Source organism: Anaeromyxobacter sp. Fw109-5 (assembly GCF_000017505.1).
GTDB lineage: Bacteria > Myxococcota > Myxococcia > Myxococcales > Anaeromyxobacteraceae > Anaeromyxobacter.
In genome coordinates this window covers 3,731,017-3,753,037 of the sequence record NC_009675.1, presented here as the reverse complement: position 1 = coordinate 3,753,037, position 22,021 = coordinate 3,731,017, and the positions used below count along the sequence as shown (strand labels likewise).

Below are 22,021 nucleotides of genomic sequence, written 5' to 3'. Positions count from 1 at the left end.
ACGCTCTACGCCGCATGTACGTGTTCGAGGTCGTCATCGCGTTGTTGCTCGCGGGCGCGGGCCTCACCGCGCTGTCCCGCCGCCTCGGGACTCCCTACCCGGCGATGGTGGCGCTCGCCGGTGCCTGCCTGGCCCTCGTCCCCGGAACGCCGACGCTCGTGCTGGATCCCGAGCTCGCGCTCACGCTCTTCGTCGCCCCGGTGCTGCTGGACGCCGCGTTCGACGCGTCGCCGCGCGACCTCCGAGCGAACTGGCGGACGGTCGCCGGCCTCGCCGTCGGGGCGGTCGCGCTGACCGTCGTCGTCGTGGCGGTCGTGGTCCGCCTGCTCGTGCCCGACATGCCCTGGGCGGTCGCCGTCGCGCTCGGCGCCATCGTCGCTCCGCCCGACGCGGCGGCCGCGACCGCCGTGCTGAGGCAGCTCCGTCCGCCGCATCGGCTCCTCGTGATCCTCGAGGGCGAGAGCCTCTTCAACGACGCGAGCGCGCTGCTGACCTACCGCCTCGCCGTCGGCGTGACGCTCGCGGGCGCGCTGTCGCCGGCGAGCGTGGCCCCGCTGCTCCTCGTCGTCACCGCCGGCAGCGTGGTCCTCGGGTTCGTGCTGTCGCGCGTGGTGATGCAGCTCACGGCCCGGATCCACGACGTGGCCATCGCGGTGGTCGTCCAGTTCTGCGGGACGTTCGCGGTCTGGATCCTCGCGGAGCGGCTCCATCTCTCGGGGATCCTCACCGTCGTGGTCTTCGCGATGGCGAGCGCCCGGCGCGCCGCGGACGTCATCCCGGCACGCGTGCGGATCCCGTCGTACGCGGTGTGGGAGTTCGCCGTGTTCGTGCTGAACGTGCTGGCGTTCATCCTCGTCGGGTTCCAGCTGAAGGCGATCCTCGGCCGGATCGACACGCCCACGCTGATCGGCTACGGCGGCATCGCGCTGGCGGTGTGCCTCGCGACGATCCTCTCGCGTATCGCGTGGGTGTCCGGCGCCGCGGCGTTCAGCCGCTGGCTGTGGCGTCCCGCGCGGGAAGGCGGGGAGGGGCGGCGCGACGCCGTGGGCCTCTCGAAGCGGGCCGCGGCCGTCGTCGGGTGGTGCGGCATGCGGGGCATCGTGACCCTCGCGACCGCGCTCGCCCTTCCGGCGGGCGGGGGCGGCGGGCCCGCATTCCCGTACCGCGACCTGATCCTCTTCACCGCCTTCTCCGTCGTGCTCGGGACGCTCGTCGTTCAAGGCGTGACGCTGCGCCCGCTGATGAACGTGCTTCAGCTCAGGGACGACGGCTCGGTGGAGCGCGAGGTGAGACTCGCCCGCGTCGAGACCTTGCGCGCCGGGCTCTCGGCCACGGCCGAGGTGCCCGGAGACGACATGGCGGAGCTGCTGCGACGCCGCTACGAGGTGCTCCTCCGGCGCGCCGAAGCAGCGCTGGCCGGCGCCGCGGCCGCGCAGAGCGGGGCGGATCCGGGTGACGGTCGCGCGTTCGACGGCGACGCGACCATCGCGCGCGCGGCGACCTCGGCCGAGCGGCAGCGGCTCCTCGCGCTGCGGGCGGACGGAACCATCGGCGACGCGGCCTTCCAGCGCATCGAGCAGGAGCTCGACTGGGAGGAGCTGGATCTCCAGCAGCTCGGTCGCGGCGACGAGCCCCCGCACGGCTAGCGTCTTCTCCTCTCATCGGATGAACGCCCCTGCTGGCGCTCGACGCCGGAGTCCCGCCCGTCGAGGTCGGGGTCGGGGTCGGGGTCGCTTTCATTCATCACATCCACGGGGACAGCACGCGCGCGGGGTGGTCGTGTGCCGCCGGTCGACGGAGGGGCTCGGGCATCGAGGGGAGAAGCGCTCGGTTCCGGGCGCGCCTCGCGCGTCACTCGGGCGGGTCTTCGTCGCCGTCGACGCGAGCGCTGGGGGAGCGGGCGGAGCAGGTCCGAGGTCGCGCAACTGTCTAGCGTCATTCACTTAGAGTCCCTGCCATCTCCAGCGACAGCGCTTGCCGAGCCACGCGAGTCCCAGTTGCGGTGGGTGAACGTTGCCCTCTTGACGAGGTTCGAGGCGAAACGCGCTTCGACGTCCTCGGCACGTCGAGAGCACGCTCCTCGCGAGCGCAGGCAGGGCGCGCCGTGCGCGTCGGGCGCGCCGCGTGGACGGCGAAGGGGCGGGCCCGGAAAGCGGCGCAGGCGCGATCCTGGTGCGTCTCGGGAGGTGCGGAAATCGCGTGTTACGAAGGGTGCACAGGAGGTGCACCATGCCCGCGATCGCCCCTTCCGCCCTCGACTCGACCCTGCTCGCCCAGCGCCTGCGCGAGCTCGCCGGCGAGGAGCGCGACGTCCAGGTCGAGTTCCTCCTCCACCTCGAGGAGTTCGATCGCCGCCGCGCCTACGTGGAGGCCGGCTATCCCTCGCTCTGGGCGTATTGCCTGGAGGTGCTCCACCTGCGCGAGGGCGCGGCCGGGCGACGAATCCAGGCGATGCGGGTGCTGCGCCGGTTCCCCAGCCTCGAGGACGCCCTGCGCAATGGCCGCCTTTGCTTGTCCACCGTCCAGCTGCTCGGCCAGGTGCTGACCGAGGAGAACCTGCCCGACCTCGTCGCCCGGGCCGCGTACCGCACCAAGGCGGAGGTGGATCACCTCGTCGCCTCGCTCCAGGCGCGCACCGCTCAGCGGGCGGGCCTGCGCAAGCTGCCCGACCGCGCCTCAGCCGCGAGCGCCCCGGCGCTGCCGCTGGCGACAGTCCATGCCGGACCTGCCGAGCCGCAGGAGGCGATCCCCGCGCCGGCGGCGGCTGGTGGGTCGCTGCCGCCCACGGTCTCCGCGCTGCCCGACGTTCCTCGCCAGAAGGCGCGGGCGGAGACCCGCGCGGTGAGCGAGAGCGACTGGTCGCTGCGGGTCACCATCGACGCGTCCTGCAAGGAGGACCTCGAGACGCTCGCCGCGCTGCTCTCGCACAAGATCCCGGACGGCGACCTCGCGGCGGTGCTCCGCGAGGCCATCCGCTGCGCCGTCGAGAAGCACGGCAAGCGCAAGGGCGCGATCGCGCCGGAGCGGCAGCGGAAAGCGGACGGGGACCCACGGCCCTCTGCCGAGTCCGCCGCGCCCACGAGCACGATCCCGGCGGCAGTGCGGCGCGAGGTCTGGAAGCGCGACGGCGGACGCTGCGCTTGGGTCGCTCCGGACGGGCGGCGCTGCAACAGCCGCTGGCAGCTGGAGCTCGACCACATCCAGCCGCAGGCCCTGGGGGGTCTCTCGACGCTCGACAATCTCCGGGTCGCCTGCAAGCCCCATAACCTGTTGCACGCCGAACAGACCTACGGGCGCGAGCACATGGACCGCTTCCGGCGTGAGAGCGCCTCCGAGCGGACGGGGCATGCCGGCGCCGCGCCAGCTGCCATTCAGCAGGGCTTGTGGGCAACGTGACCGCGGTCGGCGGAACGGGAGCAAAGCCGACCGCAGCGCCTTCCGGCGACGCGGCGGACGCGCGGCGACGTCGCCCCTCCGGCCCTCGTAGGCCGCTTTCCCTCGCTCGTACTGCTCCCTCGTGCGTGCCCACCGCGGGCGCGCGGTCGGCACCTCGTCCCGAGTCCAGCGCGAGCCGATGTGACGAATGACGGGGTCTGGGTCGTCCCGCCGTGGCGAAGCCGCGCTCAGCGCCATCCGCTATGGCGGACGGTCTGCTTGACAGAGCCATCCGTCATAGCGGATGCTCCGCCGCCATGGCCCCCTCCCATCCTGCGCGGCGAATCGAAGTCGCCGGCACCGTGGCTCCCGCCGCTGCGAACGACCTCCTCGCCCCGCCGGCGCGCGGTCAGGCCCCGGTCCGGCCGGCGCGCCTCAGCTTCCTCAGGAACGAGGACTGGCTCGCGGCGTTCCTCGGCCTGATCGTGGTCGGGCTCGTGCTCGCCGGGGTCCGCCCGGAGGCGCCCAGGTTCAAGTGGGCCACGGATGCCGCGATCGCGAGCAAGGCAGCGGAACAGCGGCCCGCCGTCGAGGCGCTCCTCGCGGACGCGTCGGCGAAGGGCGCGCAGGACGTCGCGACCGCGACGGCGGCGCTCCAGGGCGCGCTGCGGTCCGGAGACCGCGCCAGGATCGGCGGGGCCGCGAAGGCGCTGGGCGACGTCGCGAGGGGGACGAAGGACCCGGGTCTGAAGAAGAAGGCGGCGGCCGTCGCGAAGGGCCTCTCGGACGCGAGCGCCTACGTGAGCGGCGTCTTCTCGGCCGAGAACCTGAAGGCGACGGCGGTCGTCGGCCTCGGGCTCCTGCTCCTCTCCGCGATCGGGGTCGCGCTGCTCGGCGGAAGCGTCCGCCGGTACGCGCTCGGGTTCACGGCCGTCTACGCGCTCGCCTCGCTCGCCCTCGTGCTCGCCGGGAACTCGACCGTGAGCTACTGGGGGCTCGAGTACGTCATCTTCGCCCTGTCGATCGGCCTGTTCATCGGCAACGTGACCGGGGTGCCGGCCTGGCTTCGCGAGGCGGTCCGGACGGAATACTTCATCAAGGCCGGCCTCGTGGTCCTCGGCACGAGCATCCTGTTCACCGAGATCCTGCAGGCGGGAGCGCTCGGAATCCTCCAGGCGGTGCTGGTCGTGTCGGTCGTCTGGTACGCCTGCTTCTGGGTCGCGCGGAAGCTCCGCGTGGACGACGAGTTCGCGGTGATGCTCTCGACGGCCGTGTCGATCTGCGGTGTGTCCGCCGCGATCGCCGCCTGCGGTGCGATCCAGGGCGACAAGAAGAAGCTCTCCTACGTCACGTCGCTCGTGCTCCTCGTCGCCGTCCCCATGATGGTGCTGATGCCGTGGGCCGTGCGGACGCTCGGGATCCCCGAGATCGTCGGGGGCGCGTGGCTCGGCGGGACGCTCGACACGAGCGGGTCGGTCGTGGCCGCGGGGGCGCTCATCGGCGAGAGCGCGATGAAGACCGGCGTCATCGTGAAGTTCTCGCAGAACGTGCTGCTCGGCGTCGCCGCGTTCGCGCTGTCGGTGTGGTGGGCCCTGCGCCGCGGGAAGGCCTCCGGAGAGCGGACGAGCGGACGCGTCATCTGGGATCGCTTTCCGAAGTTCGTCCTCGGGTTCCTCGTCGCGTCGCTCGTATTCTCGTTCGCCCTCGACGCGGCGACGGTCGAGGCGACCAAGGCGACCCTGGGGTCGCTGCGCACCGCGCTGTTCGCGCTCGCCTTCGTCTGCATCGGACTCGAGACGCGCCTGTCGAACCTCGTCTCGATGCAGGGCGGCCGGCCGGCGGCAGCCTTCGTCCTCGCGCAGGCGTTCAACGTCGTGTGGACCCTCGCGCTGGCGTACCTGATCTTCGGTGGGGTGATCTTCTCCGGCCCTGTGTTCAACTGACCTAGGCCGCCGCGGCTCGGTGGGGGCCCCCGCACGAGCTGACGATCGGCCTGCTCGGCCAGGACGCCACCCCGTCTTGCATCCAGGACGCACGTCCGGTATAGCGGATGCGGCGTCTGCCGCACGACCGTGGCCCAGATACATCTAGCGATCGCGTACGCGCTGCACGACCGCAGCGCCGCGGGGAGGTTGCATGTCCGACGAAGCTCATCTGGACCCGAACATCCCCGGGAACCCCGCGTACCACTTCACCATCGTGCCGCCGGGGTCGCCCGCGAGGGCGGGCTGGGCGGATCGCGCGGCGCTCGTGCCCGGCGCCCACCCCGGCACGCAGTGCGTCCACGCCGGCGTGCAGCCCGATCCCACCTACGGCGCGGTGATGCCGCCGATCTATCAATCGTCGACCTTCGCGTTCCGCGACGTGTGCACGAACGCCGGCTACGACTACACGCGCAGCGGCAACCCGACGCGCGCGGCGCTCGAGGAGGCGCTCACGATCCTCGAGGGCGGCTCGGGCGCCACCTGTACCAGCACCGGCATGAGCGCGGTGATCGTCGCGCTGAACCTCCTCCCCCACGGAAGCCACCTCCTCTGCACCGTGGACTGCTACGGAGGCACCTTCCGCGCGCTGGAGCACGCGAAGGCCGCCTACGGCCTCGAGGTCACCTACCTCGACCTCGCCGATCTCGACTCGGTCGCCGCGGCCTTCCGGCCGAACACGCGCATGGTCTGGATCGAGACGCCCTCGAACCCGCTCCTGCGCCTGACCGACGTCGCCGCGGTCGCCGCGCTCGCGCGACGCCACGACGCGCTCACCGTCGTCGACAACACGTTCCTCTCCCCGGCGTCCCAGCAGCCGTTCCGGCACGGCGCCGAGCTCGTGGTCCACTCCACCACGAAGTACCTGAACGGACACAGCGACGTGGTGGGCGGCGCGGTCGTGGCCGCGCCCGGCAGGAGCGCGCTGGTCCAGCGCATCCAGAGCGTCAACAACCTGCTCGGCACCTCGCAGAGCCCGCACGATTGCTTCCTCGTGCTGCGCGGCCTCAAGACGCTGCTGCTCCGCATGCGCGCGCACGAGGCCGGGGCCCGCGCCGTCGCCGACTTCCTCGCCGCGCACCCGGCGGTCGCGAAGGTGCACTACCCGGGGCTCGCGAGCCACCCGCAGCACGCGCTCGCGCGGCGGCAGCAGACCGGCTTCGGCGGCATGGTGAGCTTCGAGCTGGCCGACGGGCGGCGCGAGCGAGTCGACCACGTGCTGAGGACCCTGCGCTGGTTCACGCTCGCGGAGAGCCTGGGCGGCGTGGAGAGCCTGGTCGCGCACCCCGCCTCGATGACGCACGCGTCCATGACGCCCGAGGCCCGCCAGCGCGCCGGCATCACCGACGGCGTGATCCGGCTCTCCGTCGGGATCGAGGAGCCCGCGGATCTGATCGCCGATCTGGACGCTGCCCTGCGCACGCTCCCGGCCTGATCGGTCGCCGAGGCGGGGAACGAGGAGACGGCGGGGCAGGGGGCTCACGTCCCGTCCGCGGGCCGTACGCCCGAGGAGGGATGCACGGGCCGGGTGGGCGAGCGCGGCCAGCCCATGGTCGAGACGTTCAGGTGCACCAGGCGCGGCGCCGCTTAGCATCCCCTCCATGACCTCGCCGCCCGAGGCGCAGCGAATCGAGCAGGTACTGCGCGGCGTCCTTTCCGACGCGGACCGCCGCCGCTGGGAGTCGCTCATCACGCGCTTCGTGGACGACGTCGTCCTCGACTACGGGTCACCCGAGCGCCTCACGCCGGGCCAGATCGTGTCGCGATGGCGGCCGCTGCTGTCGGCCTTCGACTCGACCGAGCACGTGTTGCGCGACGTCGTCGTCCAGCAGGACGGCGACCGCGCCACGGTGCGGAGCGGGTTCTCCGCGACGCATCGCCTCGCGCCGGACGCGTGGATCCTCGAGGGCCGGTACGAGCACGAGGTGGTGAGGACGCCGAGGGGCTGGCGCGTGGCGGTGATGCGCATGGTGCCGGGCGCCTCCTCGGGAGACGCGACGCTCCCCGAGCGAGCGAAGGAGCAGGCGGAGCGGTCGGTGCGGGCGCCGCCGGCCGGCGTACGGCTGGAGCACGTCCGGTTCGAGAGCCACGGCACGCCGCTCGTCGGCACGCTCTACGTGCCGGAGCGGCTTCCGGCCGGGGGGCGGGCGTCCGCCGTCGTCGTGACGGGCTCCTGGATCACCGTCAAGGAGCAGATGTCCGCGGAGTACGCCCGGCGCCTCGCCGCGGAGGGGCTCGTCGCGCTCGTGTTCGACTTCCGGGGCTTCGGGGAGAGCGGCGGGGAGCCGCGTCAGTACGAGTCGCCGGCGCGGAAGGTACAGGACCTCCAGAGCGCGATCTCCTTCCTAGAGAAGCACCCCGCCGTGGATCCGGCGCGCCTGGCGCTGTGGGGTATCTGCGCCAGCTCGGGCTACGCCGCGCAGGTCGCGACGGCGGACCCGCGCGTCCGCGCCCTGGTGCTCGTCGCGCCGTGGCTGCACGACAGGCCGCTCGTCGAGGCGATGTACGGCGGCGAGCGGGGCGTTCGCGAGCGGAGCTCGAAGGGCCGCGCCGCGAAGGAGCGGTACGACGGCGGGGGCGAGCCGGAGTACGTGCCGGCCGCGAGCAACACCGACCCGGCGGCCGCCATGTACTGGGAGGGGGACGCCCTCGACTACTATCTGAACCCGGCTCGCGGAGCGATCCCCGAGTGGACGAACCGGTTCGCGGTCCAGTCATGGCCCGAGTGGCTGGAGCTCGACGCCGTCGCGCTCGCTCCGAACGTGAAGGTGCCGACGCTGCTCGTGCACGGCGACAAGGCCGCCATCCCCGACGGAGCGAGGCGCTTCTACGCCGGGCTCCAGGGTCCGAAGGAGCTCGTGTGGACGGACGCCGCGTCCCAGTTCCACTTCTACGACGACCCGGCGAGCATCGCCCCCGCGATCGCGGCGGGCTTGCGGCACCTGGCGGCTCGCTGACGACGTGCGCGCTCGCGCGCGGCCGCCCACCGTCGGGGAAAGCCGTCGCTCATCCGAGGACCACCGAGCGCATCGAGAGCGACGCCATGTCGAAACCCTCCATCGGGAAGCGGACCGGGTCGGCGCTGGTGCTCGCCCCGGCGACGTAGAGGAGCGGCAGGTAGTGCTCGGGCGTGGGGTGGGAGCGCTGGCCGGCCTCGGTCGCGAGCGCGCGGACGAGGTGGTCCGCGTCGTGGTGCTCGAGCGCGCGGGCGATGCCCTCATCGAGCTCCCTGGCCCACTCCGGCGTCCGCGTCTCGCCCCGCTGCCACGCGCCGAAGGCGTGCCGGAGGTTGTGCACGACGTTGCCGCTGCCCAGCACGAGGACGCCCTCCTCGCGGAGCGGCGCGAGCGCCCGGCCGATGGCGAGGTGCTCAGCCGGCGCGAGCCGGGCGTCGATGCTGAGCTGGACCACGGGCACGTCCGCGCCAGGGCGCAGGTGCACGAGCACGCTCCAGGTCCCGTGGTCGAGCCCCCACTCCGTGCTGAGCGAGGCCCGGCGCTCGCCGACGAGCTGGACGGCGCGCCTCGCGAGCTCGGGGTGGCCCGGCGCCGGATACTGGACGCGGGAGAGCTCGTCAGGGAAGCCGTAGAAGTCGTGGATCGTCTCGGGCCGCTCGCCCCCCGTGATGAAGGTCCCCTCGACGTACCAGTGCGCGGAGACGGCGAGGATCGCCTTCGGGCGGGGCAGCGCCCGGCCCAGCTCGCGGAAGCCGCGGCTCCAGACGTTGTCCTCGATCGCGTTCATCGGGCTGCCGTGGCCGACGAACACGACGGGCATGGGCGCCGCCCGGGCCGTGGAGGCGGACCGTGGAGAGGTAGAGGTCGTGGGCGTCATGGCGGAGGCTCCTTTCGTCTCGGCCGCGCCGGCGATGGCTCTTTCGCACCCCGCCGGCCGCCGTCGTGGTTCGCGAGCTCGGCCCCGAGCGCGGCGAGGCGATCGCAGCCGAGCTCCTCCTGCAGGGCCGGGAAGAGCGTTCGCTCCTCGAAGGCCAGGTGCTCGGCGAGCTTCTCCTCGAGCGCCGCCACGAGCTCCCTCACCGCCGTCGGAGCCGCGGCGCGGAGCTCCCGGGCGAGGCGCCGGAGCGCGAGGTGATCGCCCAGCGTGAAGACGATCACCGCGTCCGCCTCCGCGATCCGGCTCGCCAGCTCGGGCAGCAGGACCTCCTCCTCCCGCCGGCAGTGGGGGAGGATCTCCTCCTCCCACAGGGCGAGCAGCCGCGCGGCGCGGCCCTCGTGTTCCACGGGTCCCAGGGCCGCGAGCCAGCGGGCGTGCTCGGCCTGGAGGCGCCGGAGCTCGGGGCAGAGGTTCACCGGCGCTCCCCTAGGCGACCTGCGTCGCGGACTGCCGGATCGCCTGCAGCTCGATCTCGACGTCCACCCGGTCGGCGACGAGGACGCCGCCCGTCTCGAGAGCCTGGTTCCAGGTGAGCCCGAAGTCCTTGCGGTTGAGCGACGCCGTCGCGGTGAAGCCGACGCGCTGGTTGCCCCACGGGTCCTTCCCCTGGCCGCCGTACTCGACGTCGAGCACGACCTCGCGGGTGACGTCACGGATGGTGAGATCACCGACGACACGCAGGCGATCCTTCGCGACGGCCTCGACGCGGCGGCTCCGGTAGTGGAGCTTCGGGTACTTCTGCGCGTCGAGGAAGTCGGGCGAGCGGAGGTGCGCGTCGCGGTCGCCGACGCCCGTGTCGATGCTCGAGGCGTCGATCTCGACCTCGACGGAGGACCGCGCGAGGTCGGCGGTGTCGAGCGCGAGCTTCGCGTCCCACTTCGTGAACCGACCGCGCACCTTCGAGATCACCATGTGCCGGACGGTGAGGTTCACCGCCGAATGCGCGCCGTCGACCTGCCAGCTCTCGTTCGCCATGTCCTGCTCCTCTGCTCGTAGGGGGTTTGGGTTTCGTTCGCTTCGTCAGGTCGGAACTGCAGCGGGCGCGCCAGGCGCCGCGGAGACGCAAGCGCCCGAGATCACTGGGCCGGAGGGGCGCGTGCGCGTCCCAGGCCAGCTCGTTATGAGCCAGTGCAGCTCACTTCGATCAGGAGCCTGCCGTGCGCGCGACCGACCTCGACCTGCGGGAGCTGCTCTCCTTCGAGCCGGGCGGAGGGGTCATCCGCTTCGGTGGCGAGCGCGTGCTGCTGTTCGACGCGGTGGCCCTCGGGATCCTCCGCAGGGAGCTCATCGACGACCTGGGCCTGACGGCGGCGCGAGGGATCCTCACGCGCTTCGGCTACGCCCACGGCCGGCGCATGGCGGAGAACCTCCGCAACGGGTTCCCCTGGGCGAGCGAGAGCGAGTGGCGGATCGCCGGAGGCCGGCTCCACATGCTCCAGGGCCTCGTCGTCATCGAGCAGCCGCCCGCGCCCTCGGCGACCGAGCCCGCGCCGTTCGCCGAGGCGATCTGGCACGAGTCGTACGAGGCGGAGCAGCACCTCCTGCACCTCGGACAGGCGGACGAGCCGGTCTGCTGGACGCTGGCCGGGTTCGCGAGCGGGTACCTCTCGCTCGCGAACGAGCGCGAGGTCTACTGCGTCGAGGATCGCTGCCGGGGGAAGGGCGATCCGGTTTGCCACCTCGTAGGGCGCTTCAGGGAAGATTGGGGGCCGAGCATCGAGGCCCACCTGTCCTTCTACGACAAGGCCCAGCTCGACTCCGCGCTCGAGGGCGTGACCGCGGCGCTGCGGACCGCGGAGCGGCGCCTCCGCGCGCGCCGTCAGGAGCTGGCGCGGGCCGCGCCCGGGGCCGAGGAGCGGAAGGGGCTCGTCGTGCGCAGCGAGGCGATGCGGCGGGTCCTCGACCTCGCGCAGCGGGTCGCGAAGGTCGAGTCGACCGCGCTCATCACCGGCGAGAGCGGGGTGGGCAAGGAGCGGATCGCGCGGCTCATCCACGAGGAGTCGCCGCGGGCGTCGCGCCCGTTCGTGGCGGTGAACTGCGGCGCCGTGGTGGAGACGCTGCTCGAGAGCGAGCTCTTCGGCCACGCGCGCGGCGCGTTCACGGGCGCCGACCGCGAGCGCGCTGGGATGTTCGAGGCCGCGAGCGGGGGCACCCTGTTCCTGGACGAGATCGGCGAGGTCTCGGCGGGCATGCAGGTGAAGCTGCTCCGCGCCCTCCAGGAGAAGGAGGTCCGGCGCGTCGGAGAGAGCCGCTCCCGACCCGTCGACGTCCGGGTCGTCGCGGCGACCAACCGCAACCTCACCGACGAGGTCGCGGCCGGCCGATTCCGGAAGGACCTCTACTACCGGCTGCGCGTGATCGAGCTGCGGGTCCCCGCCCTGCGCGAGCGCCCCGACGACATCCTTCCGCTCGCCAGGGTCTTCCTCGCCGAGACGGCGAAGCGCATGGGGCGGAAGCTCACGGGCTTCACGCCCCGCGCCGCAGACCAGCTCGTCCGGTACGAGTGGCCCGGCAACGTGCGCGAGGTCCAGAACGCGATCGAGCGCGCGGTCGCCCTCGCGGCGGGGAACCGGATCGACGTCGAGGACCTGCCCGAGGAGCTCCGCGTCGCCATGCCCCGCCCGCGGCCGACCGGCACCACGCGGCCGCTCGAGGAGGTCGAGCGCGAGTACATCCTCGCCGCGGTCGAGAGCGCAGGCGGCAACCGGACCCGCGCCGCCGCCGACCTCGGGATCGGCCTCGCGACGCTCAAGCGCAAGCTCAAGAGCTACGCGGCGCCCACCGCCGCCGCCAGCGCGGCTCCCGAGGGGCGGACCTAGCGGCTGCTCCGCTCCTCGTCCAGCGCGCGCCGAGACGAATCCCCTCGTCCTGGTCCCCCGTGGACGATCATCCCGTGCGAAGGTGAGCTCACGTGACCACGTGACGAAGCGCCCGCGCAACACGGTCGAACAGCTCCGCGGCGCGAGCCGGCTCGCCATCGAGGCGATCACGCGCGTCGTCGATCTGGTCGAGGCGATGCAGCACGTCGTGGGCGGCGGGCCGGCCATCCTCGGCCGACCGCTCCTTGCGCCGACGCGGGTCCTCTCGGCCCCCGTCTACGCGAGCGTCCGCGGCGTGACGCGGATGGTCGGCGCCACGCTCGACCTCGCGCTCGCCCGGCTGGCCTCGATGCCTGGCATACCGGAGCGAGAGCACGACACGGTCCTGGCGGTGCTGAACGGCGTCCTCGGCGACCACCTCGAGGAGAGCGGGAACCCCCTCGCCATCGAGATGCGCCTTCGCCGCGACGGCCGGGCGCTCGAGCTCGAGCGAGCGGCGCTGCGAGCGGCGTATCCGGATGCCAGCCGCAAGCTGCTCGTCCTCGCGCACGGCTCCTGCCGTCACGATCGCCAGTGGAGCCTGCCAGGGCCCGACCAGCTCGCCGCGCTCGCGCGCGAGCTCGGGTTCACGCCGGTCCACCTCCACTACAACACCGGCCTGCACGTCGCGACGAACGGACGCGCCCTCGCGGCGCTGCTCGAGCGGCTCGCCGGCGCGTGGCCCGCACCCGTCGACGAGCTCGCGATCGTCGGGCACAGCATGGGCGGCCTGGTGGCCAGGAGCGCGTGCTACGTCGGCGAGGCCGAGGGTCACGCCTGGCGCCGCACGCTGCGGAAGCTCGTCTGCATCGCCTCGCCGCACCACGGCGCACCGCTCGAGCGCGGCGGGCACTGGATCGACGTGCTCCTCGAGGTCAGCCGGTACAGCGCACCGCTCGCACGCCTCGGGAAGCTCCGCAGCGCCGGCGTGACGGACCTGCGCTTCGGCAACGTGCTCGACGAGCACCGCGACGCCCGCGGACGCTTCGCGCCTGGAGGCGACGTTCGCCGCGAGCTGAAGCTGCCCGAAGGCGTCCGGTGCTACGCGATCGCGGGGACCCGGACGCCTCGGCCGGGAGGCCGGTTGTCGAGCGATGGGCTCGTTCCGGTCGACAGCGCGCTCGGCCGCCACCGCAACCCGAGGCTGACGCTCGCCTTCACCGACACATGGCTGGGCTTCGGCATGAGCCACGTCGCGATGCTCTCCCGGCCCGAGCTCCACGCGGTGCTGCGGTCATGGCTGTCTTCGTGATCGAGTGCAGCCCTGACACGGTGACTAGCTTTCCTTCGGAACGAAAGGAGGGCGTCCCATGCCCCCGAGGGGAGTGAAGAGCTCGAAGCGCAAGCGCCAGTACGAGCACATCAAGCAGTCCGCGAGGGCCCGCGGCAAGAGCCCGCGCCGCGCGAAGGAGATCGCGGCCCGCACCGTGAACAAGCAGCGGCGGAAGGCGGGGCAGACGAAGAGGTCGGGTCGCTAGGGGCTCGGACAGGCGGAGGGCGCGCAGGGCGGCGCTCGATCGGCTCCGCGGGTGGCCTCCGGCGCAGGCCGCACGCGCACCGAGCGGCGCGCGCCCGGGCTAGGCAGCCGCGGGCAGGGCGATCGTGAACACACAGCCCTTGCCGGGCAGGTTACGAACGCGGATCTCGCCGCCGTCCGCCTCCACGGCGTCCCGGCTGATCTTGAGCCCGAGCCCGAGGCCTCTCCGGTTCGCCTGCCGCCTGTCGAACGGCCCGAACATCGTCTCGGCGTGACCCTCCGCCAGGCCGCCGCACTGGTCCTCGACGTGGATGAGCATCGTCCCCGACTCCTGCTGCACGGTCAGCGAGACGCGGCCGCCTGGACGGGTGAACTTGATCGCGTTCTGCACCAGGTTCGCGACGGCCGAAGCGAGCAGCTGGCGGTCGGCATGAACCGCGATGGCGCGGTCGACGTGCGCCACGCTCAGCTCCAGCCCCCGCTCCTTCGCGTCCAGGGCGGCGCCGACCTCGAGCTCCTCGATGAACTGCGCCAGCACGACGCGCTCCGGGTTCCGGAGCGTGGCGTCGAGGCGCACCTCGGCCAGGGAGCGGTCGATCACGTCCCGCAGGCCGCGCAAGCTGCGTCCGAGGAGTGCTCCCGTGCTGCCCTCGATCCCCACCGCCCCGCCCTTCAGTGCCTGATACGCCAGCATGGCGCTCGACAGCAGGTTCCGCAGCTCGTGCGCGAGCATGCCCAGCCGTTCGGTCTCCTGCTTCTCCGTGCGACGATCGCGCGCGTCGGAGAACGCCGTCACCGCCCGCGCGGTCGCCACGTCGATGCACAGGTTGAGGGTACGGTACTCCTCGACGGTGATGGCGGCCTTCGTCCGAGCGGCGTGCTCGGTGATCGCCTGGCAGAGGTCACCGTACCCCTCCACTACCTGTGCAACGGTCAGGCCTCCGCGAAGCAAGTCGTTACCATGCTCGTCGGCACTGGCCCCGACCGCTTCCTCCGCGCGTTCGTCGGTGGTCGCCGTGGGCCCTCTCGGCGGGGCCCGCTGCTCCTCGCGCAACAGGTCCGTCAGCTGCGAGAGGAACATCGGGACGCCCAGGGCCAGCTCGGCGGGTGATGCGAGGGGCACTCGTCTCTCGGCGACCCGCGCCCTCGCGCGCTCGATGATCGCGTCGCGGTGCTGCGTCAGGAACTCGTGGAGCATTCCGGAAAGATTAGCGCCTTCCGTGGGCTCTAGCCGCGGGGCAGGCGAGCGCAGGAAGGGTTGTCCCGTGGGTGGCGAGCGGCCCTCGAGGGATCTGGAACTCCCGGTGACGCCCTGGTGATGCGCGGCGCGCATGATCCCGGGATGGACGGCGCCCCCTTCCGAGTCCGGTTCTCGCGCGACGACGGCCTTCACCGTGCCGTGAAGCAGCGCGCCGCCGCGTACTTCGAGGCGATGGATCGCGCGCGCTCCGGCGACCGCGCGATGCACGCGAAGACCGCCGCCATCCTCGGCTGGTTCGCGGGGTCGTATGCGCTGCTGCTCGTCTTCGGCGGGTCGTCGCCGTGGCTCGCCGCGGCGCTCACCGTGTCCATCGCCTTCGCCACCGCGGGCATCGGGTTCTCCGTCATGCACGACGCGAACCACGGCGCCTACGCGCGATCTGCGCGGGTGAACCGCGCGTGGGGGCTCTCGCTCGACTTCGTGGGGGCGAGCTCGTACCTGTGGCGCTTCAAGCACAACGTCCACCACCACACCTACGCCAACATCGATGGGATGGACGCGGACATCGACGGCGCGCCGTTCCTGCGGCTCGCCGCGACGCAGCGCCTGCGCTTCCTCCATCGCTACCAGCACGCCTACGCCTGGCCTCTCTACGGCGTGCTCGGCCTGAAGTGGTGGTTCGTGGACGACGTCGTCGACCTCGTGCGCGGCCGTATCGGGCGGCTCCCGTACCCGCGGCCGCGCGGGCGAGAGCTCGCCGCGTTCGTGGCCGGGAAGGCCGTGTTCCTCACCTGGGCGATCCTCGTGCCCGCCGTGGTCTTCCGCAGCGGATGGGTCGCGGTGCTGTTCCTGCTCGGCTCGCTCGTGCTCGGCATCGTGCTGGCGACGGTGTTCCAGCTCGCGCACGCCGTACCCGCCGCACGGTTCCACGCGGCCGTTCCGGGCGACCAGCGGATGGCGACCGGCTGGGCGGAGCACCAGGTGCGGGCCACCGTGGACTTCGCGCCCTCGAACCGGCTCCTGGGCTGGTACATCGGCGGGCTGAACTTCCAGGTCGAGCACCACCTGCTGCCGGACGTGTGCCACGTGCACTACCCGGCGCTCGCCGGGGCCGTCGAGGCGACGTGCCTCGCCCACGGGGTCCCTTACCACTCGGAGCCGACCCTGCGGGCGGCGATCGCGGCGCACTGGCGGTTCCTACGCGCGCTCGGCCGGCGGCCGGATACGCCGGCCGGGTGCGAGCCTGCCGCCCATGTCGATTCTCCTCACGAGGACGCGGCGCGGTGTACGGTCCGTACGAGCCGGGCGGTGTCATACCCCTGGGCCGAGAGCCTGCGAAGGATGGACTCGTACAGCTCGGGCCTCATGACCGGCTTCCGGGAGAGGATCCAGAGGTAGTCGCGGCTGGGGTGGCCGACGACGGCGAAGTCGTAGTCCTCTCCCAGGCCGACGATCCAGTAGTCGCCCCAGAACGGCCGGAAGAAGCTCACCTCGAGCTTAGCGTTGGTCGTGCGATCGACGACGCGGGCGCGCCCCCTGGCCACCTTCTCGGGACCGTCCGGCGAGTCCTTCCGGCACCGGTTCACGACCTCGATGTCGCCGTCGTCACGCAGAGCGTACGTCGCGCTCGTCATGGTGCAGCCGCGCTGGAACCGCTGTGGAAAGGCGGCGATCTCGTACCAGGTGCCGAGGTATCGCCGGAGCTCGACGTGCGGGACGGTCTCGAGCGGCGGCAGGTGCATCCGCTCGGTCGTCGAGGTCGCGCACGCGCTCGCGAGCAGGTTCACGACGAGCGCGCTGAGCCGGTTCATCGGTGCCCTCCTCGGTGCTCACCGCTCTGACGTTACGTCATCTACCCGGGACTCGGGAGGCTACCCAGGGACGATCGTCGGGCTCAGGATGGCCCATTCTGCGGCCGGGCCGGTGATGGGCGGGCGGCAGGGGCGCTCGACAGGCGCAAGCACGCTCGCGCCTCGCGGCAGCGTCCGCGCGCAACACCCTCGTGAAGAAGCCGATGAACCCGACCGCGATTCCGATGACCGAGCCCGCGACCAGCATCCACTGCACCGTGTGGCCCATCCAGCGGTCGAGGGCGTAACCCAGCGCCGTGAACGCCGCCACCGACGCCATGAGCGTGCTGGACGCGGCCATGTAGGGCTCCGCGCGCCGGTAGGCAACCGCGACGCTCGAGAGCCCGCGCTCGGACTCCGCGGCCCGAAGTGGGCCCTCCACGGCCGCGCGGAGTGGCATCACGCGCTCGGGACGGCCGCGGGTGGGTCGAGGCGCCGCCAGCAGGTGCCGCATCGTGTCGCGGCTCGCATGCCGACGCCGCCGCAGAATGGGCACGCCCGCAGCTCGGCCGGAGGCCCCAGCGCGAGGAAGTCGACGAGCTTCGCCCACGAGCCGAGCAGCGCCGTCGTGTCGGCGCCTGCCACTTCTCCTCGCGCGTGAGCCCGCTCCATCTGACGGTCCAAGGCTTCGACGAGGGGTCTCAATTCGTCGGTGCGGATCATGTCCATCGCTCCCTTCTCGTCGACGCCGGCGAAGCGAGCGTTCCAGAGGCGGGGAGTCGATGGCTCGGCGCGGGTGGGGCGGTCGGTCGCGCGTGACGTCCGATCGGCGACCGCGCTGATCATATGAATCGACGGGCGCTTCGGCCACACCGGGGTTCTCCTGCAGCCGTTCTCGATCGGCTGCATTCAGGGGCGCGCGCGGGCGCGCGCCCCTGGAAGCAAGCTCCTTCGTGTCAGCCCTGAACGCTCGGGTCCGCCGCCCCGGCGTTCGCTATATGTACGAGCGGGGGAGGCTGACTCATGGCAACGAGGACGAAGCGCGAGCCGACGGCGCTCGACGAGCTCGAGGCCGTCAGGGATGCGTTCCTGGAGCTGGCGCGCACGCTGCTCAACGTGGCGACCACGACGTTGACCGCCGCGGCGGGTGCGCTGACCGCGCTCACGGACGAGGCGCTGCGCAGGGTGCGGACGCAGCCGCGGAAGAAGCCGGCGTGACCTAGATGACGTGACGTGGCGGTGCGAGGCCGATCACCGGGTCGCCGGGCCCGTCACGCGTGAAGGAGGACGTCGTGTGGAATCCGACGCGGGAGACGAGGAGCGCGATGGCGTTCTCGCTGGCCGCAGCCGTGGCCCTCGTCGGGAGCGCGATGCTGCTCGACGTCCGCGGCGCGCTGCAAGGCACGGTGGGCGGAGCGCGGGGCGGCCCACAGGAGGCCGCGGCCGTCGCGGTGGCCGTCCTGCTCGCGGCGGCGAGCGTGCTCCTGCTCGCCATGGCGGGCAAGGCGCTCGTGGATCTCCGGCGCCGGCCTCACGCACGGTGAGCGAAACGCGGCGCGGAGGTGCCGGCGGGCGAGCAGCGCGCGGACCAGGCGCCCACGTCTACACGCTATGCGGTTGGGTGGCCGTGATCACGCCGCCGCCTTCGGCGCGGGGGTGCACGAGGCTGGCGGCGCGGGCGCGGTCGAGCCCCGAGAGCGAGGCGTCGAGGCGGGGGAGCACGACCTCTTCCGTGTAGCGGATGAGGCTCTCGCCGACGATCGCGAACATCACCGCGCGCGGGAGGGCGGCAGTGCCGCGTCGCAGCGCGCGCGCCACGAGCCTCCAGAAGAGCATCCTGCGAGGGCTGCGGATGCCGAGGCGCCAGACCGCTCGACCCAGCGTCGCGAGGGAGCCGTTGCCGACGCTGTGCGCGACGGCGCCGCGCCGCAGCGGCGCCTGCTCGAGGTGGAGCGCGCAACGCCGAAGATACGCGTCCGGTGAATACAGGGACGCGAGCAGGCGGCGGTACCCAGCGAGCAACGTCCGCTCGTCCAGCGCGGGCACGAAGTTCGGACGCTCGAACGAGTCGCCGGACGTCACGCCGCGCAGGCGTCCCTCCTGTTCGAGCCGGCGCCACAGCCGCGTGCCCGGGAGCGCGATCAGCACGTTCACCATGGCCCGCGCGATGGGGAGGTTCGAGATGAACGCGAGCTGCCGGTCGAAGATGTCCGGGCCATCGCTGTCGAAGCCGATGATGAAGCCCGCGTACACCTCCAGCCCGGCGCGCGTCAGCTCCTCGACGGCGCGCTCCTGCGGCATGCGCAGGTTCTGCGTCTTCCCCGCCTCCGCGAGCGCGGCGCGCGAGGGCGTCTCCAGCCCGAGGAAGACCTGCCCGAAGCCCGCGTCGACCATGGCGGTCACCAGCTCGGGATGCATCGCGAGGTCGACGCTCGCCTCGGTGCAGAAGACGAAGGGGAACTCGTTCCGCTCCTGCCACGCGCGCAGCGCCGGGAGCAGGCTCGCGACGGCGCGGCGGTTGCCCACGAAGTTGTCGTCCACGAAGAACAGGGTGCCGCGGGCTCCCAGCGCGAGCAGCGCATCGAGCTCGGCCAGGATCTGCTCGGGCGTCTTCACCCGCGGCACGCGCCCGAAGAGCTCGATGATGTCGCAGAACTCGCACCTGAACGGGCAGCCGCGCGAGAACTGGAGCGCGTGGCTGCCGTAGCGCGAGAGCTCGAGCAGATCGAAGCGCGGCACGCGAGCGAGGCGGAGGTCCGGGCGCTCGTCGCCTTCAGGGGACAGAAGGCGGGGCGAGTCGCCCGCGGGCGACTCGAGCACGCGCACGAGCAGATCGAGGCGCCCCTCGGCTTCGCCGAGGAACACGTGGTCCGCCTCCTCGAAGAGCTCGGGCGCGGAGCTCACGGCGGCGCCGCCCACCACCGTGCGCCGGCCCATCGCGCGGGCGCGGCGCAGCACCTCCCGCACCGAGGGCGCCTGCACCAGCAAGCCGGAGACGAGCACGGCGTCCGCCCACGCCAGATCGGCGTCGTCGAGCGGGGCCACGTTGAGGTCGCGGAGGCGCAACTCCCAGCCGGCCGGCAAGAGCGCGGCGACCGTGGCGATCGCCAGCGGCGGGTAGGTGGCGTCTCTCCGGATGATCGGCAGCGTCGACTCGAAGCTCCAGTAGGTCGTCGGGCTCCGGGCTTGGACGAGGAGGGCGCGCACGGATCGTTGATACTCCGCCGCTGTCTCGGCTCGGTCACCGCCACGCCCTCCAGCAAGGGGCCGCCCGGAAGGGCCAGCCGAAGCGTGCCTCGTCCAATGCCCGGACTCTGGGTGACACCCTCTCGATGGGCCGCCCGGTGACTCGACCGGTGACGGGTGTCCCTTTCCGTGTCCGAGTCTCCCGCGACGACGGCTTCACTCGGTCGTGACGCAGCGCGCCGCCGGGTACGCTCGGGGCGACGACCCGTGCGCGCCCGGCGACACCGCGATCCACGCGAGGACCGCCGTCACGGCCACCGGATCGCAATCGACAGGCGGCGGGGCGGCGTGCTCTCCTCTGCGCCGATGGCCGACCCGACGACGACGCGACGGTTCCAGCTGCTGCTGCTGGTCGCCGCCCTCGTGCTGTTCCTGTACGTCGCTTCGCCATTCGCCAAGCCCATCCTGCTCGCTGCGACGATCGCCGCGATCCTCGATCCCGTGCACCTCCGGCTGACGGCCGCGCTCCGCGGCCGGCGAGCGGCGTCGGCGGGCGTGCTCTCCGCGGCGGTCGTCGCGGCGATCGTCGGCCCGGTCGCGTACCTCGTCACCGCCTTCGTATGGCAGGTCGTTGCGGGAGTGCGGTGGCTGCGCGCCGCGCTGGAGAGCGAGGGTGTCTCCGGGCTCGTGGCGCGGCTCCCGGAGCCGCTGCGCAAGATCGCGACCGACGTGACCGCCGACATGCCGCTCGCGCTGGAGCGGGCGAGAGAGGCGTTCGAGGGCGCCGGTGGGGCCGCCGCCGTCGGCGGGCTCATCTCCGCGACCGGGACGCTCGTCGTGAACACGCTCGTGATGGTGGTCGCGGTCTACTTCCTGCTCGCCGAGGGGCACCGGCTCATCGAGTGGCTCGACGAGATGACGCCGCTCGAGCCCGGCCAGCTCCGCGAGCTGCTCGCGACCTTCAACGGGGCCGTGGGCGCCGTCGTCGTCTCTGCGCTCGCGACGGCCGGGGTACAAGCGGCGCTCGCGTTCGCGGGTTTTCTCGTGGCAGGCGTCCCGCAGCCGGCGTTCTTCGCGATCGTGACCTTCGTGGCGGCCCTCGTGCCGCTCGTGGGCGCGAACCTCGTCGTCCTCCCCGTCGCGGCGTTCCACTTCGCAGCGGGGCACACCGTCGCCGCCGGGCTCCTCGCCCTGTGGTCCCTCGGCGTGGTGGGCACCGTCGACAACCTGCTGAAGCCGGTTCTCATGCGGCGAGGCCTGTCCGTGCACGTATCCCTGGTCTTCCTCGCGCTGCTGGGCGGCCTCTCGACGTTCGGCGCGGCCGGGATCATCGTCGGACCGCTCGCCTTGGCGTTCTTCCTCGCAGCCGTGAGGATGTGGCACCCGAGACACGCGGGCGACGCGCCCGCCGGGCCTCGGGCTCCGCCCGGCGAAGTCCCCCGTCCCTGACCTCCCGCGGCGGCCGTGGGTAGCTCCTCGGCGAGGCGGTGAAGGCCGTCGCCGCCCGAGGCTCGCAGCGCCCCGCCTGACCGCGGATCGAGCGGCGGCGCGGCGCTAGACATCCAGTACGACGCGACTGCCCTCGGTGTGGGCCCTTGCGCCCCGGGGGATGAAATGCGCGTGATTCACTTTGCACCATCGGCCGCCGTCTACGCAGAGCCCAGCTGCGGTGCCTGGGGACCGATGGACACGGCCTGGACCGACGACGCGAGCGGCACCACCTGCGTCGACTGTAGAACCGCCTTGCGTCAGGCAGCGCCGGGCGCTCTGCCGCTCCCGCAGACCGCCGGACCGGCTCGCGGCCGCCCGGGCTAGCGCCGGATCCACGTGCGGTGGGTTGGCGTGAGGCGCGCTGGCCGCGGAGGTACCCGGCCGTTCACGCATTCCCGCCCTAACATTGGATTGGCGGACACGAGAGGGGGCGGCGTATGCGTCTTTCCGACGAGAACCTGCGCGGTCGTACGGTCATCGGCTCGGACGGGAGAGCGGTCGGAGAGATCGCCGCCCTGTTCCTGGACAGCGACACCTGGAGCCTGGAGTCGTTGCGGGTCAAGTTGCGGAAGGACATCGCGGACGAGCTGGGCGCGTCCCGGACGATGTTCCACGCTGGGATCGTCGAGATCCCCGTCAGGCTGATCCAGTCCGTGGCCGACGCCGTGGTGCTCTCCGTTCCGGTCGGGGGGCTGCGCGACGTGCTTCCCGGCGAGGGCGAGCCCGCCTCCGCCCACTGACTCCCGAGGGCATCAGGCGCAGGGCGC

At 72.5% G+C, this 22,021-nt stretch carries 20 protein-coding genes and 1 pseudogene; 13 read left to right on the top strand and 8 right to left on the bottom strand.

Features of this window, described 5'->3' with window-relative positions; genetic code table 11:
* The first annotated feature begins 14 nt into the window (after window positions 1-14).
* From ANAE109_RS16435 to ANAE109_RS16415, 5 genes are all read left to right on the top strand, one after another.
* Window positions 15-1,646 carry a Na+/H+ antiporter gene (locus ANAE109_RS16435; RefSeq protein ID WP_041448435.1) on the top strand — a complete coding sequence of 544 codons (1,632 nt, stop codon included), beginning with the start codon at window positions 15-17 and terminating at the stop codon, window positions 1,644-1,646.
* 583 nt (window positions 1,647-2,229) lie between these two features.
* A complete protein-coding gene (locus ANAE109_RS16430; RefSeq protein ID WP_012098011.1) occupies window positions 2,230-3,396 on the top strand; it encodes an HNH endonuclease in 1,167 nt (388 codons plus the stop codon).
* Between the two features lie 341 nt (window positions 3,397-3,737).
* Window positions 3,738-5,318 (top strand): YeiH family protein, encoded by a 1,581-nt coding sequence (locus ANAE109_RS16425; RefSeq protein ID WP_200860866.1) that lies wholly within the window; start codon window positions 3,738-3,740, stop codon window positions 5,316-5,318.
* Window positions 5,319-5,511: 193 nt separating this feature from the next.
* Window positions 5,512-6,792 (top strand): PLP-dependent aspartate aminotransferase family protein, encoded by a 1,281-nt coding sequence (locus ANAE109_RS16420; protein ID WP_012098009.1) that lies wholly within the window; start codon window positions 5,512-5,514, stop codon window positions 6,790-6,792.
* Between the two features lie 166 nt (window positions 6,793-6,958).
* On the top strand, window positions 6,959-8,314 hold the full coding sequence (locus tag ANAE109_RS16415; protein WP_012098008.1) for an alpha/beta fold hydrolase: 1,356 nt from the start codon (window positions 6,959-6,961) through the stop codon (window positions 8,312-8,314).
* A gap of 49 nt (window positions 8,315-8,363) precedes the next feature.
* Here ANAE109_RS16415 and ygiD read toward each other — a convergent pair whose 3' ends face one another.
* Genes ygiD through ANAE109_RS16400 form a run of 3 tightly spaced genes read right to left on the bottom strand, consistent with a single transcriptional unit; the run spans window position 8,364 to window position 10,226 of the window.
* Window positions 8,364-9,191, bottom strand: coding sequence for a 4,5-DOPA dioxygenase extradiol (ygiD, locus tag ANAE109_RS16410; protein ID WP_012098007.1), 828 nt, complete (start codon window positions 9,189-9,191; stop codon window positions 8,364-8,366).
* Complete coding sequence (locus ANAE109_RS16405; protein ID WP_041448433.1) at window positions 9,188-9,667, bottom strand: hemerythrin domain-containing protein; 480 nt, start codon at window positions 9,665-9,667, stop codon at window positions 9,188-9,190. Before ANAE109_RS16405 ends, ygiD begins: the two co-directional genes overlap by 4 nt.
* A gap of 10 nt (window positions 9,668-9,677) precedes the next feature.
* Window positions 9,678-10,226, bottom strand: coding sequence for a YceI family protein (locus ANAE109_RS16400; protein WP_012098005.1), 549 nt, complete (start codon window positions 10,224-10,226; stop codon window positions 9,678-9,680).
* 182 nt (window positions 10,227-10,408) lie between these two features.
* Between ANAE109_RS16400 and ANAE109_RS16395 the strand changes: the two genes are divergently transcribed.
* The 3 genes from ANAE109_RS16395 (at window position 10,409) to ANAE109_RS25355 (ending at window position 13,587) form a co-directional block, all read left to right on the top strand.
* Window positions 10,409-12,070, top strand: coding sequence for a sigma-54-dependent Fis family transcriptional regulator (locus ANAE109_RS16395; protein ID WP_012098004.1), 1,662 nt, complete (start codon window positions 10,409-10,411; stop codon window positions 12,068-12,070).
* Window positions 12,071-12,170: 100 nt separating this feature from the next.
* Window positions 12,171-13,361: a triacylglycerol lipase gene (locus ANAE109_RS16390; RefSeq protein ID WP_012098003.1), complete on the top strand. Its 1,191-nt coding sequence runs from the start codon at window positions 12,171-12,173 to the stop codon at window positions 13,359-13,361.
* A gap of 58 nt (window positions 13,362-13,419) precedes the next feature.
* Window positions 13,420-13,587: a hypothetical protein gene (locus ANAE109_RS25355; RefSeq protein WP_012098002.1), complete on the top strand. Its 168-nt coding sequence runs from the start codon at window positions 13,420-13,422 to the stop codon at window positions 13,585-13,587.
* A gap of 99 nt (window positions 13,588-13,686) precedes the next feature.
* Here ANAE109_RS25355 and ANAE109_RS16385 read toward each other — a convergent pair whose 3' ends face one another.
* Window positions 13,687-14,979, bottom strand: a complete 1,293-nt coding sequence (locus ANAE109_RS16385) for a sensor histidine kinase KdpD (protein WP_234945161.1) — start codon at window positions 14,977-14,979, stop codon at window positions 13,687-13,689.
* A 6-nt stretch (window positions 14,980-14,985) separates the two neighbouring features.
* On the opposite strand from ANAE109_RS16385, the gene ANAE109_RS16380 reads away from it, so the two are divergent.
* Complete coding sequence (locus ANAE109_RS16380) at window positions 14,986-16,185, top strand: acyl-CoA desaturase (protein ID WP_234945160.1); 1,200 nt, start codon at window positions 14,986-14,988, stop codon at window positions 16,183-16,185.
* On the opposite strand, the pseudogene ANAE109_RS25845 reads toward ANAE109_RS16380, so the two are convergent.
* From ANAE109_RS25845 to ANAE109_RS16365, 3 genes and pseudogenes are all read right to left on the bottom strand, one after another.
* A pseudogene (locus ANAE109_RS25845) lies at window positions 16,128-16,529 on the bottom strand (lipocalin family protein); the annotation flags it as partial. The gene ANAE109_RS16380 and the pseudogene ANAE109_RS25845 sit on opposite strands and share 58 nt — an antisense overlap.
* Before the next feature lie 106 nt (window positions 16,530-16,635).
* A complete protein-coding gene (locus ANAE109_RS26170; protein WP_085938864.1) occupies window positions 16,636-16,938 on the bottom strand; it encodes an AtpZ/AtpI family protein in 303 nt (100 codons plus the stop codon).
* 98 nt (window positions 16,939-17,036) lie between these two features.
* On the bottom strand, window positions 17,037-17,486 hold the full coding sequence (locus ANAE109_RS16365) for a hypothetical protein (protein WP_143827996.1): 450 nt from the start codon (window positions 17,484-17,486) through the stop codon (window positions 17,037-17,039).
* Between the two features lie 114 nt (window positions 17,487-17,600).
* Here ANAE109_RS16365 and ANAE109_RS16360 point away from each other — a divergent pair, with 114 nt between their 5' ends.
* Together ANAE109_RS16360 and ANAE109_RS16355 are read left to right on the top strand one after the other, a co-directional pair.
* On the top strand, window positions 17,601-17,795 hold the full coding sequence (locus tag ANAE109_RS16360; protein WP_012097997.1) for a hypothetical protein: 195 nt from the start codon (window positions 17,601-17,603) through the stop codon (window positions 17,793-17,795).
* A 107-nt stretch (window positions 17,796-17,902) separates the two neighbouring features.
* Entirely contained in the window at window positions 17,903-18,121 is a 219-nt protein-coding gene (locus ANAE109_RS16355; protein WP_012097996.1) for a hypothetical protein, read from the top strand.
* A gap of 58 nt (window positions 18,122-18,179) precedes the next feature.
* Here the strand turns inward: ANAE109_RS16355 and ANAE109_RS16350 are convergent, their stop codons facing one another.
* Entirely contained in the window at window positions 18,180-19,784 is a 1,605-nt protein-coding gene (locus tag ANAE109_RS16350; protein ID WP_012097995.1) for a B12-binding domain-containing radical SAM protein, read from the bottom strand.
* A gap of 345 nt (window positions 19,785-20,129) precedes the next feature.
* Here ANAE109_RS16350 and ANAE109_RS16345 point away from each other — a divergent pair, with 345 nt between their 5' ends.
* Both ANAE109_RS16345 and ANAE109_RS16340 read left to right on the top strand, forming a co-directional pair.
* Window positions 20,130-21,212 carry an AI-2E family transporter gene (locus tag ANAE109_RS16345; protein ID WP_041448429.1) on the top strand — a complete coding sequence of 361 codons (1,083 nt, stop codon included), beginning with the start codon at window positions 20,130-20,132 and terminating at the stop codon, window positions 21,210-21,212.
* A 479-nt stretch (window positions 21,213-21,691) separates the two neighbouring features.
* Entirely contained in the window at window positions 21,692-21,994 is a 303-nt protein-coding gene (locus ANAE109_RS16340) for a PRC-barrel domain-containing protein (RefSeq protein ID WP_012097993.1), read from the top strand.
* Window positions 21,995-22,021: the final 27 nt, after the last annotated feature.